At 47.6% G+C, this 11,495-nt stretch carries 11 protein-coding genes; 10 read left to right on the forward strand and 1 reads right to left on the reverse strand.

Annotated elements, in window-relative coordinates; genetic code table 11:
- The first annotated feature begins 24 nt into the window (after positions 1 to 24).
- The 3 genes from secA to HMPREF1493_RS01490 are packed head-to-tail and all read left to right on the forward strand — an operon-like array spanning position 25 to position 4,770.
- The gene (secA, locus tag HMPREF1493_RS01480; protein ID WP_035427239.1) at positions 25 to 2,775 is read left to right on the forward strand and encodes a preprotein translocase subunit SecA; all 2,751 of its coding nucleotides are present in this window, start codon (positions 25 to 27) and stop codon (positions 2,773 to 2,775) included.
- 2 nt (positions 2,776 to 2,777) lie between these two features.
- Positions 2,778 to 3,887 carry a peptide chain release factor 2 gene (prfB, locus tag HMPREF1493_RS01485; protein ID WP_035427240.1) on the forward strand — a complete coding sequence of 370 codons (1,110 nt, stop codon included), beginning with the start codon at positions 2,778 to 2,780 and terminating at the stop codon, positions 3,885 to 3,887.
- Between the two features lies 1 nt (position 3,888).
- Complete coding sequence (locus HMPREF1493_RS01490; RefSeq protein WP_035427241.1) at positions 3,889 to 4,770, forward strand: YitT family protein; 882 nt, start codon at positions 3,889 to 3,891, stop codon at positions 4,768 to 4,770.
- Between the two features lie 179 nt (positions 4,771 to 4,949).
- Here the strand turns inward: HMPREF1493_RS01490 and HMPREF1493_RS01495 are convergent, their stop codons facing one another.
- The gene (locus HMPREF1493_RS01495) at positions 4,950 to 5,732 is read right to left on the reverse strand and encodes a DeoR/GlpR family DNA-binding transcription regulator (protein ID WP_035427242.1); all 783 of its coding nucleotides are present in this window, start codon (positions 5,730 to 5,732) and stop codon (positions 4,950 to 4,952) included.
- Between the two features lie 380 nt (positions 5,733 to 6,112).
- On the opposite strand from HMPREF1493_RS01495, the gene HMPREF1493_RS01500 reads away from it, so the two are divergent.
- From HMPREF1493_RS01500 to HMPREF1493_RS01530, 7 genes are all read left to right on the forward strand, one after another.
- Complete coding sequence (locus HMPREF1493_RS01500; protein WP_035427243.1) at positions 6,113 to 6,568, forward strand: PTS sugar transporter subunit IIA; 456 nt, start codon at positions 6,113 to 6,115, stop codon at positions 6,566 to 6,568.
- A complete protein-coding gene (locus HMPREF1493_RS01505) occupies positions 6,568 to 6,867 on the forward strand; it encodes a PTS sugar transporter subunit IIB (protein WP_035427244.1) in 300 nt (99 codons plus the stop codon). The genes HMPREF1493_RS01500 and HMPREF1493_RS01505 overlap by 1 nt, the downstream gene beginning before the upstream one ends.
- A 162-nt stretch (positions 6,868 to 7,029) precedes the next feature.
- On the forward strand, positions 7,030 to 8,337 hold the full coding sequence (gene ulaA, locus HMPREF1493_RS01510) for a PTS ascorbate transporter subunit IIC (protein ID WP_035427245.1): 1,308 nt from the start codon (positions 7,030 to 7,032) through the stop codon (positions 8,335 to 8,337).
- A 99-nt stretch (positions 8,338 to 8,436) separates the two neighbouring features.
- The gene (locus HMPREF1493_RS01515; protein WP_035427246.1) at positions 8,437 to 9,036 is read left to right on the forward strand and encodes a hypothetical protein; all 600 of its coding nucleotides are present in this window, start codon (positions 8,437 to 8,439) and stop codon (positions 9,034 to 9,036) included.
- A gap of 56 nt (positions 9,037 to 9,092) precedes the next feature.
- Complete coding sequence (locus HMPREF1493_RS01520; protein WP_035427247.1) at positions 9,093 to 9,701, forward strand: SIS domain-containing protein; 609 nt, start codon at positions 9,093 to 9,095, stop codon at positions 9,699 to 9,701.
- Positions 9,702 to 9,739: 38 nt separating this feature from the next.
- On the forward strand, positions 9,740 to 10,636 hold the full coding sequence (locus tag HMPREF1493_RS01525; protein ID WP_035427248.1) for a dihydrodipicolinate synthase family protein: 897 nt from the start codon (positions 9,740 to 9,742) through the stop codon (positions 10,634 to 10,636).
- A gap of 70 nt (positions 10,637 to 10,706) precedes the next feature.
- A complete protein-coding gene (locus HMPREF1493_RS01530; protein ID WP_035427250.1) occupies positions 10,707 to 11,357 on the forward strand; it encodes a beta/alpha barrel domain-containing protein in 651 nt (216 codons plus the stop codon).
- Positions 11,358 to 11,495: the final 138 nt, after the last annotated feature.

The raw sequence follows: 11,495 nt of genomic DNA on the forward strand, positions 1-11,495 counted from the left end.
ATGCCCGACGTCAAGGAAAAAGCTATGCCTAATTTCCTCTCTAAGATTCTGTCCTTTGGCGCTGACAAGGACCTCAAAGCATATCAGCGTATTGTCGAGAAGATCAATGCGCTTGAGCCAACAATGCAGGAAATGAGCGATGAAGAGCTTCAGGCTCAGACCGAGAAGTTCAAGGCTCGCTATGCTGAAGGAGAAAGTCTAGACGATCTTCTCCCAGAGGCTTTTGCGACGGTACGCGAGGCGTCAGTAAGAACCATTGGTCAGCGTCACTTTGATGTCCAGCTCATCGGTGGTATCGCGCTGCATAAGGGCACTATCGCAGAGATGAAGACCGGTGAAGGTAAGACGCTTGTCTCCACTCTTGCTGGTTACCTTAACGCACTGAGCGGTGAAGGCGTTCACATCGTTACGGTCAATGACTACCTGGCTAAACGAGACAGTGAGTGGATGGGCACCATCTACAAGTTCTTGGGCATCAGTGTTGGCCTTCTGCAGAACGGCATGCGACTGAGCCTTAAAAAGCCTGCATATGAGGCAGATATTACGTACGGTACAAACTCAGAGTTTGGCTTTGACTACCTGCGCGACAACATGGTTACTCGCCCAGAGATGCGTGTTCAGCGTGGACACCACTACGCCATCGTTGACGAGGTTGACTCCATCCTTATCGATGAGGCTCGTACTCCTCTGATTATTTCTGGTGCTGGCACTAAATCCGCAGGTACCTATAAGGATTTTGCAAAGGCAGTTCGTGGATTAACTCCAGATGTTGACTTTGAGATGGATGAGGCAAAGCACACCATTGCGACAACAGAGATTGGTCTCGAGAAGGTCGAGCGCGCTCTCAACATTGACGATATCTACAACGATGAGACTGGCCAGCTAGTCAATCACCTTCAGCAGGCGCTGAAGGCTGAGTACATGTTCCATCGTGACCAGCAGTACGTTGTCATTGATGGTGAAGTAAAGATTGTTGATGAGTTTACTGGTCGTATCATGGAAGGCCGCCGTTATTCTGAGGGCCTTCACCAGGCAATTGAGGCAAAAGAGAACGTTCAGGTACGTGAAGAAAACCAGACTCTGGCAACTATCACCCTCCAGAACTATTTCCTCATGTACGACAAGCTCTCCGGTATGACCGGTACCGCAATGACCGAGGACGCAGAGTTCCGTGAGGTTTATCACGTTCCTGTTCAGGTTATTCCACCTAACCGTCCGGTTAAGCGTGAAGACCTCGATGACCTGGTCTATCGTACTATTGACGCTAAGTTTGAAGCTGTCGTAAGAGACGTTGAAGAGCGCCATCAGAATGGTCAGCCAGTACTGGTTGGTACCGTTTCCATTGACAACTCCGAGCGTATTTCTCGCATTCTGTCTAAGCGTGGCATTAAGCACAACGTTTTGAACGCTAAATTCCACGAGCGTGAGGCACAGATTATTGCTCAGGCTGGTCGTGAGGGTGCAGTTACTATTGCAACCAACATGGCAGGTCGTGGTACCGATATTCTTTTGGGTGGCAACCCAGATGTCATGGCTGAAGATATCCTTCGTAACCAGGGAATTGAGCCAGCTGAGGCTACTCAGGAGCAAAAAGAAGCTGCGCACAAAGAAGCAAAGGAAATCTGCGCTACTGAGCGTGAGGCAGTAACCGCTGCGGGTGGTTTGTGCGTTATTGGTACCGAGCGTCATGAGAGTCGTCGTATCGACAATCAGCTTCGTGGTCGTTCTGGTCGTCAGGGAGACCCTGGTCAGACCCAGTTCTACCTTTCTCTTGAAGATGATTTGATGCGCCGCTTTGGTGGAGATCGCATGGATGGCGTTGCAGCAATGATGCAGCGCTATGAGCTTCCAGACGATATGCCAATTAAGGCAAAGATTGTTACCAAGCTTGTCGAGGGCGCCCAGCGCAAGGTTGAGGAAGTCAACTTTGCAATGCGTAAGAACGTCCTTGATTACGACGATGTTATGAACAAGCAGCGTCAGGTCATTTACGCAGAGAGAAACAAGATTCTTGACGGCAAGGATCTTATGGAGCTCATCGAGACAGTCACTGCTTCTACTACTCAGCGCATTTGCGAGGAGTTCTGCTACGGAGATGCTGACGAGTGGGATCTTGAGGGTCTTGAGAAGTGGCTTACTGAACTTACTGGTAAGACTGATCTTCCAGAGTTTACCGAGGACACCAAGTTTGAGCAGCTTGAAGAGGATGTCACCGCATTTGTCCAAAAGACTTTTGACGAGAAGACCCAGAAGCTTGGCGAAGAAGTTATGCGTGAGCTTGCTGCTCAGGTAATGCTTCGCGTCATTGATACTCGTTGGATGGCATACCTCCAGGAGATGGATTACCTAAAGACCGGTATTGGCCTTCGTGGTTTTGGTCAGCGCGATCCTCTGGTTGAGTATAAGACCGAGGCATACGAGGCATTTACGCTGTTGGTAAACACCATGTATGAGGACTTCCTCCGTACTATTCTTCGCCTTGAGTTGGTTAATCGTCCACGTCAGAATACTGAGGCAGAGGCCTTCCAGAATGCTCACTATTCTGGCGGAGAAGAGACCGACGGCGATCAAAAGGCACTTAAGCAAGGCAAGAGCATGCTTAAGAATGCCGCAGCTATTGGAAAGAGTCCGCAGGGAACCGGCGCCAGCCAGTCTTCTGTATCAACCTACCGTAAGTCTGACGATCCAAATCCTTACGTCAACGTTGGTCGCAATGACCCTTGTCCATGTGGAAGTGGTAAAAAGTTTAAGAACTGCCACGGCCGAAATAGGTAAGAATGGCTGATACAGAGGTTGTTTCGCTCCAAGCTTTAGCGGAGCGTCTCTCTGAGGTAGAAGGATATCTTCACCTCACTGAGAAGCGTCAGCAAATTTCAGAACTTGAGGCAGAAAGTGCTCGTCCCAATTTTTGGGACGACGCTGAAGCTGCGCAAAAAATAATGACTCAACTAGCATCACTTCGCGATGATGTTGCTGGTATTGATAGAGCTAAAGAGAAACTCGGTGACGCTGAGGCCGCTTTTGAGCTTGGAACAGAGCTTGGAGACCAAGCATCACTCGACGAATCTCAAGCGCTTGCGGCATCTCTTGAAAAAGATTTATCGGAGCTAGAGCTTTCAAGTTGGTTTACTGATGAACTTGATCATGGTGATGCAATTGTTACTATTAAGCCTGGTCAGGGTGGTCTTGAGTCTCAAGACTGGTGTGAGATGCTTTTTCGCATGTATCTCAAATATTGCGATCGTCGTGGTTGGAAAGTTGATATCAACGACGCTCCTGTTGCAGAGGTTATTGGTCTTGATCGCGCAACCTTTACGGTAAGTGGCAAAAATGCTTACGGCATGCTTCGTGCAGAACAGGGCGTGCATCGTCTGGTAAGAATTTCTCCTACTGACGATAAGAAACGCAGGCAGACGTCATTTGCTGGTGTAGAAGTTTTACCCGTTCTTCCTGAAGATATTGAAGTTGCTATTGGCCCCAATGACCTGCGTATTGATGTCTATCATGCATCTGGTCCAGGAGGTCAGGGAGTTAACACTACAGACTCGGCAGTTCGTATTACACATATTCCAACAGGAACGGTAGTAACCTGCCAAAACGAACGCAGCCAGCTTCAGAACAAAGCTGCAGCAATGAATATCTTGCGCAGTCGTTTGTATGAGATTGAAAAGGAGAAACGCGAAGCAGAGCTGGATGAGCTTCGCGGTCCAAAGAGAGAAATCTCGTTTGGCAATCAAATTAGGAGTTATGTTCTTTATCCTTATCAGCTCATTAAGGACTTAAGAACAGGTGCAGAAACAGGAAACGTAGAGTCCGTTCTTTCAGACGGCGATCTTGATCAGTTCATCATTGCGTACCATCGCTGGGTTGTTGGCGGAAAGGATTAGTGTGCAAAAATCTACTTGGCAAAAGACCTTTAAAGATTCGTTCTTTATCGTCCTTGGCTGTGCAATTTTTGCAGTTGGCCTTGATGTATTTGAAGTTCCTAACGGACTTGCGGCTGGTGGTATTACTGGTTTTGCAACGATTATCAGAGCTGTTGCATTGCCTTTTGGTTTTGATTTGCCAGTTGGTATGCAAACAATCGCTATGAATATCATTTTGATGGCTTTTGTTGCAAAAAGTGGCAACAAAAAATACTTGCTCAAGAGCGTTGTAGGCTTCTTGATTTCCAGTATTTTTGTCGATTTATTTGCACCTTTTTTACCAGCTCTTGGCGCCAATGATCTTATGCTTGCTGCTTTGTGGGGCAGTATTATCTGTGGTTTTGGTCTTGGCCTTGTATTTAGAGCGGGTGGAAATACCGGTGGTACAGACATCATTGCTCAGGCGGTTTCCAAGCGTTTTTCTATTCCATCAGGCACTGCAATCATTATTGTAGACATTCTCATTATTATTGCGGCTATTCCGGTCTTCTCGCTAGAAAACGGTCTGTATTCTACCTTGGCAATCTTTGTTACAGGAAAAATGATTGACTTTGTCATCGACGGACCAAGGTCCGAGCGCTGCGTTTACATTATTTCCTCTGAGCACGATGCAATCGCTCACGAGATTCTTTATAACCTTAATCGTGGCTGTACGGAGCTTCAGGCGCGCGGACTGTGGAGTGGTGCGCACAAGCCTGTTTTGATGTGCGTTCTTGGTCGTACGGAGGTTGTTCAGCTGAAAGTTATCGTTTCCGAGATTGACTCCGATGCACTGGTATTTGTTTCAGAGGTCCACGAGGCAATCGGCGAAGGCTTTAAGTCATTTGAGGCTTTGGAAAGCTAATCGCTGCTAATCGCTGTTTGGTCAGCAAGTTGCTTGACAGATGGTCCTGTTGAACTTCGGTGGGTGCGTGTAGCTGGATGCGATTAAACACAATTGCACGTAAAAATTTTGCAATGTAAGAAGGCGACCTGTAAAAGGTCGCCTTCTGTGTTCGCTTAAGAAATGATGAAGTGCAAGTCTTACTTAGCAGGAAGAATAGAAGGAGTGACGCAGACAACATCCTTAAGTCCTGCGGCTTTGAGCTCTTTGATCTGCTCGTCAGTTGCACCTGTATCAGTAATGAGAAGGTCAATGTCTTCTGCAGAGCCAAACTGGAAGTTAGAAATGGTGCCCAGCTTAGAAGAATCTGCGACAACATAGTGCTTTCTAGAGCGCTTGAGCATCTGAGCGTTAATTGCTGGCTCAGGGGATGTTGCAGAAGTAAGACCAAATTCTCCCGAGAAACCTGTGCAGCCCAAAAAGCATTTAGCAGCAGTAATGTGCTGGATGCACTCAAGAGCGGTATCACCAGTCATGGAAGCGCGTGGAGGACGGATGTCACCACCAGTAAGGATGATAGAAAGATCGTGGATGTCCTCAAGCAACAGTGCCTTGCCGTTGTTTGTAACAACAGTTACGTCGTGAGCATCAATCCACTCAAGCATCCCAAGAGCAACGGAGCTGGTGTTGATGAAGATGCAATCGCCATCTTCAACGTAGCGAGCGGCCTCGCGGGCAATTGCTTTGTTAGAGCGAATCTGCCTTGAGCCAGAAGGACGACCATAAGGATTAAGCAGGGTAGCAATGCCATACTGACGAGTCAGGATGCCGCGCTTCTCAAGAAAGTCCAGGTCACGTCTGATAGTTAAAGAAGAGACCTCAAAGTGATCAGCAAGCTCTAAAACACTTGCTTGTCCCTCTTTTTCTAGCAGCTCAGTAATTGCCTCGCGACGTGAATCTACGTAAGCCTTACTCCTTTTCATAAATGCCCTCCCTTTATGAGCAACATTTTTTCTTTGAGTGTTCATTCATCAATAAAATAGAACATCAGTAGTAGGATATCAAGATATTTCAGAAAATAATAGTATGAATATATATGAATGTTTTAGATTATAAAAAATTTAACATATAAACTTTACATGGGATAATAGAAGGCGCTTCAATTACGTTCATAAAAACATGAACATTTGTATAGTTACTTGGACAAAAGATAAGCTGAAAAAATATGAACAACTTTGATAACTGTTTTAGTAAAATTGATTGAAGTTAAGAACATTTCATGGCATATTATCAAGTTATTAAGACTTGTCATGAGACGGCTTTGGGCCAATGTGTCTCATAAAGAGAAAGGCAAGGTGGTGCTGTGTTAAGTGATCTCCTTACCGAAGACCTGGTGCAGCTCAATGTTGTAGCTTCTAACTGGGAAGATGTAATTAGAAAATCTGCGCAACCACTCGTTGATAACAAAAAAGTAACTGAGGGCTATGTTGATGACATCATTAAAGGTGTCAACGAACTTGGCCCTTATATTGTTATTACCGAGCATGTTGCTCTTCCACACGCACGTCCTGAGTCCGGCGCACTTGAGTCTGCAGTAGGCATTACCGTGCTTAAGGATTCCGTTGAGTTTGGTAGCAAAGACAACGATCCAGTTAAGTTTCTTTTCCCACTTGCAGCAAAAGATAGTGAAGGCCACCTTAGTGCCCTTCAGTCTCTTGTTGAATTGCTGAGCGATCCAGATTTCTTCGCTCAGCTTGAAAAAGCTCAGTCACCAAAAGATGTTGTGGACCTTGTCCACGCAAAGGAAGGTAGGTTGTAATGGCTGATAAGAAGTTCCACGCACTGGTTTGCTGCCGTGCAGGTATGGGTTCTTCCATGATGCTCAAGATCAAGATTGACCAGGTCATCAAAGAGAATGATCTTCCAATCGAGACTGAGCACGGTAATCTGGATTCCCTGATTGGTTTCAATGGCGATCTTGTTATCACCATGTCTGACCTCACCGATGAACTCAACGCTGACGATCGCGTTCCTTCTGCAGTTGGTATTACCAACATTGTCGACAAGGCAGAGATGAAGGAAAAGCTCACCGCTTGGCTCGCAGAGCACAACGCATAAGCTCCCCTTTGTATCTTTTTGGCGGGAGTTTCTTGTCATACGCAACATGAGTTGCCTTCGGCGAGAAGCTCTCGCCAAACCTTTGACAAGAGGTACTTGTCACTTGATTTAGAGAACTTATCTGAGTAGGTTCGTTGGTCTATTTGCTGAAAGGGATTACGCATGCTCAACGCAATTCTCATGCAGCTCAGAGATACAGCCGTCATCATGGGCATTATTGCTCTTGTCGGCCTCTTGCTGCAGAAGAAGTCCGCTGTGGACGTCTTCTCCGGAACTGTGAAGACCATTATTGGCTTCATGATCTTCAACATTGGTTCTAGCGCTATGTCCGCTCAGGTCAACATCTTCAGCGACATGTTTAGTCGTGCATTCGCTGTTAAGGGCGTTGTAACCCAGGTTGAGGTCGCAACTGCTCTTGCACTGAATACCTATGGTACTGAGGTTGCTCTTGTAATGGTCCTTGGCTTCATCATGAACCTTGTGTTTGCCAAGATTACCCCATTCAAGTCCGTCTTCTTGACTGGTCAGCACTTCCTGTACTTCTCCTGCGTACTCGCACTGGTCTTCATTGCTCTTGGTCTCCCAATGTGGGTCACCATTGTTCTTGGTGGTATTATCCTCGGCTTCTGCGGTGCTGCACTACCTTCGCTGTGCCAGCCATTCGTAAACAAGCTTGTTGGTGGAGATTCCATCGCAATCGGCCACTTCAACTGCATTGGTTATGCATTCTCCGGTTACGTTGGAAAGCTCTTTGCTAAGAAGAACGAGGAGGAGGGCGAGAAGGAAGCTAAGGAGCTCCCAGAGTTCTTCAAGCTCTTCAAGGACTTTGTCTTCTCCGTTGCTCTCTTCATGATTGTTCTGTTCTACGTTGTTACTATTGCATGCCTTGTCACCGGTCACTTTGGCGACACCCTTGCAAACAACAAGCCATTCACCAGCTACTTTGGTAACGATATGTGGTGGATTTGGCCTTTCCTTGCTGGTCTTCAGTTTGCTGCTGGTATGTCCGTTCTTGTTTACGGCGTCCGTCAGTTCATTGCTGAGATTACCGCTGCATTTGTCGGCATCTCCGAGAAGCTCATTCCAGATGCACGTCCTGCAGTCGACTGCCCTGCAATCTTCCCATTTGCACCAAACGCTGTCATTATCGGCTTCATCGGTTCCTTCCTCGGTGGCCTTGTCGCAATGGCGCTTATGGTTGCATTCCACAGCCCAACCATCATGATTCCTGCAGCAGGCATCTGCTTCTTCTCTGGTGGTACTTGCGGCGTTTGTGGTTACGCTTACGGTGGATGGCGCGGTGCTCTTCTTGGCTCCTTCCTGGTTGGTATCTTCCTGACCGCTGGTCCTCTGATTCTCTATCCTGCATTTGCTCAGCTGGGAATTGCAGAGGCATCCTTCCCTAACGTTGACTACAACATCGTTGGTTCTATCATCTACGGCATCGGCTCACTCTTTGGTCTTGCCTAAGCCTAGATTTCTGTAGCACCTACTCAGCTCTACGGTTTCTTAGGGCGCTCGTGGAAAGCCCGCGGGCGCCCTTTTAAAAGCTTCACAACAAGGAAAAACATGGCAGACGAGAAGAACAACAAAAGTGTTACTGAGTCAGTGCTTGGCGATATGTTTGGCCTCAGCGTTGACAAACAGCCTGCTCCAGAGCTTCCCAAAGACCAGTTAGTTCTAGAAGTTCTTGAAGATAGAACTCGTTTGATGGTTCAGGGAATTCTGTATTTGCTCCTGACGTTTGCTGCTCTTGCTCTGACGTTTTTCTTTTGGGTTTACGCCAATGTAAGTGGCAACATTTTGGGTCTTGTTGGTGTTATTGCAGGACTCACCATTACGTGGTTTGCATCACGAGCCATGGGAAAACGCTTTAGTCGTTTTGCCAGCGGCATTCATGTTATTGATTTTGGACAGAAAAACGTATTTATCTTTGCAAAATCCGACAAGAGAAAAGCACTTGTCGTTCCTTATACCAAGATTAAAAGCTACAAACTCATTCGACAGGGCAAGGCGCTCCGCCTGCTTCTTGAAGGCGCTTGGGTAAGCCATCCTTCCGGATTTGAATTTGTAGACATTAACCGTCCTTTTATGGCCGCCACGCTTGATCAAATTCAAGAGCAGATTGAGCAGCTTATGGCTCAGCATAAGGTCAAAGAGACGCGTTAGCTCAGCATGTAGTAAGTGTCTTTGAGCGCTGCCTCACAGACAGATAAGGAGTTGTAATGGCAACTGAAAAAGAGCAGGTTCAGGAGTTTCTCTCCATTGTGGGAAAGTCGCTTCATCAGTATGTAGAGAGCATTGATTTTGATGCGCTTTCTGCAGCTAAAAAGCTTATTTTGGATGCAGAGGCAAAGGGCGGCCGTCTGCACGTAACCGGTATTGGTAAGCCAGGTCACGTCTCCGGTTATGCTGCATCGCTTTTCTCGTCAACTGGAACTCCAACCTACGAGCTTCACGGTACCGAGTGTGTCCACGGATCTGCTGGTCAGACTCGTCCTGGTGACGTGGTCATTGCTATTTCCAACTCCGGCGAGACAGGCGAGCTCAAGGCTACCGTTACCTGCCTCAAGAACGTTGGCGTGCACATTATTGCGCTGACCGGAAATCCTAACTCGTGGCTGGCAAACGAGGCAGAGGTTGCCCTTATTGCAGGCGTTGAGCAGGAGGGCGATTCCATGAACAAGCCTCCACGCGCCTCGATTCTGGCTGAGATTATGGAGCTCCAGTGCCTCTCTATCCTGCTTCAAAACGAGTACGGCCTTAACCCAGAGCAGTACGTTAAGTGGCATCCCGGTGGAGCTCTTGGCGCGTCCATTCGCGAGGGCAAATAACCCCAGATAAACACTGCAATACGCACAGAGGAGTTTGCATGTCAACATTTAAGGGCGTTATTGTCCCTATGGTCACGCCGTTTAACCGCGACGAAGAACAGTCTATTAACTACGAAGCAGCTGAGCAGCTTCTAGAAAAGCTTATCTCCGAGGGCGCTGACGGTATCTTTACGTTTGGTTCTAACGGTGAGTTCCACGTTTGTAATCCTGACGAGAAGATCAAGTTTTCCAAGTTTATTATCGAGAAAACCGCAGGTCGTCTTCCTGTTTATGTAGGAACCGGCGCTTGCTCAACAAAAGAGGCTCTCTACATGAGCCGTGAGGCAGAGGCAATTGGTGCAGACGCACTTTCTGTCATCAACCCTTACTTCCTGGGCATTTCTGATCAGCAGCTGGTCGAGTACTTCAAGACAGTTGCTGCAAGCGTTAAGATTCCTGTCCTTCTGTACAACATTCCTAAGGGTACCGGCAAAAACATCTCTAAAGAGGCAGTTGAGCAGCTGGTAACCATTGAGAACATCAAGGGTATTAAGGACAGTTCCGGCAACATTGATAACCTCAAGGATTATCTGGACGTTGCCGCTGGTCACGGCGTAGACGTACTTGTTGGCTCTGACGGAAAGATCTCTGAGGCCCACGCTCTTGGAGCTCAGGGTACTATTGCAGGTACCGCAAACCTTATTACTAAGGTTGTCGTTGACCTTTGGAAGGCTCTTGAGGCAGGAAATGCAGAGGAAGCAGCTCGCCTGCAGGCAGAGATTGAGCCAATTCGCGACATCCTTCACCTTGGAAGCACCCCTCAGACGCTTAAGCGTTCTCTTGAGCTTGCTGGATACCCTGTTGGTCCTGCTCGTTTCCCCGTTACCGAGGTTGCAGAGGGTGTTGACGAGAAGATCTATGCAATGCTTGACCATTACGGAATTGCTCATAACTAAGAAACAAAAAACGGGTTTCTCGCCAGCTCAATAGGGTAGAGCGAGATACATTTACAAGGAGATGTTGTATATGAAGGTGCAGAAAGCTGCTGTTTCTCAGGCACTGGTAGATACCTGTGCGTTTGCAGTTGTTCGCGTCCCAACAGTTGAGCGTGGTATTGAAATTGCTGAGGGTCTTGCAGAAGGCGGCGTTCATGCAATGGAGATTAGCTACACCCTGCCAAACGCAGGCGAGGTTATTGCTGCAATTAGAGAGCGTCTTGGCGACAAGATGATTGTTGGTGCAGGTACTGTTATGGAGCCAACAACCGCTCGTCTTGCTATCATGGCTGGCGCTCAGTTCATTGTTGCTAACTGCGGCTCTGATGAGGTTGCTCGTATGTGTAACCTGTATCAGATTCCTTACGCACCTGGTTGCACTACTATGACCGAGGCAAACCACAGTCTTGAGATGGGCGCTGCCTTTATTAAGTGCTTCCCAATTTCTAACGTCTATGGTCCTGAGCTGGTTAACCTCTTTAAGACTCCAACTCCTTGGATGCCTCTGATGGCTTCTGGCGGCATTAATCTTGACAACCTTGCTGAGTGGCTTGAGCGTGGCGTTGATTGCTGCGGCATGGGAAGCCTGCTTACTAAGGGCTCAAAAGAGGAGATTGCCGCTAACGCAGCTAAGGTACGTGCCATCATTGATGAGACACGTGCAAAGATGCAGACTGCATAAGTAACGCTTTTTTGCGATTGTCAGACCGCCTTTTCTGAAATGAACTGCCTCCCATTTCTTGGACACGAGAAATGGGAGGCAGTGCAAAACACACCTAAGTCAGCACTGGTGCAGCAGGTGCAGCTGGAGCGACAGGAG

It is taken from the genome of Atopobium sp. ICM42b (assembly GCA_000564995.1).
Lineage (GTDB): Bacteria > Actinomycetota > Coriobacteriia > Coriobacteriales > Atopobiaceae > Lancefieldella.

Bases quoted from the DNA above. Each gene is read 5' to 3' on its own strand.
- prfB (WP_035427240.1), top strand. From the start codon at position 2,778: ATGGCTGATACAGAGGTTGTTTCGCTCCAAGCTTTAGCGGAGCGTCTC.
- HMPREF1493_RS01505 (WP_035427244.1), top strand. From the start codon at position 6,568: ATGGCTGATAAGAAGTTCCACGCACTGGTTTGCTGCCGTGCAGGTATG.
- HMPREF1493_RS01520 (WP_035427247.1), top strand. From the start codon at position 9,093: ATGGCAACTGAAAAAGAGCAGGTTCAGGAGTTTCTCTCCATTGTGGGA.
- HMPREF1493_RS01525 (WP_035427248.1), top strand. From the start codon at position 9,740: ATGTCAACATTTAAGGGCGTTATTGTCCCTATGGTCACGCCGTTTAAC.
- ulaA (WP_035427245.1), top strand. From the start codon at position 7,030: ATGCTCAACGCAATTCTCATGCAGCTCAGAGATACAGCCGTCATCATG.
- HMPREF1493_RS01530 (WP_035427250.1), top strand. From the start codon at position 10,707: ATGAAGGTGCAGAAAGCTGCTGTTTCTCAGGCACTGGTAGATACCTGT.
- secA (WP_035427239.1), top strand. From the start codon at position 25: ATGCCTAATTTCCTCTCTAAGATTCTGTCCTTTGGCGCTGACAAGGAC.
- HMPREF1493_RS01515 (WP_035427246.1), top strand. From the start codon at position 8,437: ATGGCAGACGAGAAGAACAACAAAAGTGTTACTGAGTCAGTGCTTGGC.
- HMPREF1493_RS01495 (WP_035427242.1), bottom strand. From the start codon at position 5,732: ATGAAAAGGAGTAAGGCTTACGTAGATTCACGTCGCGAGGCAATTACT.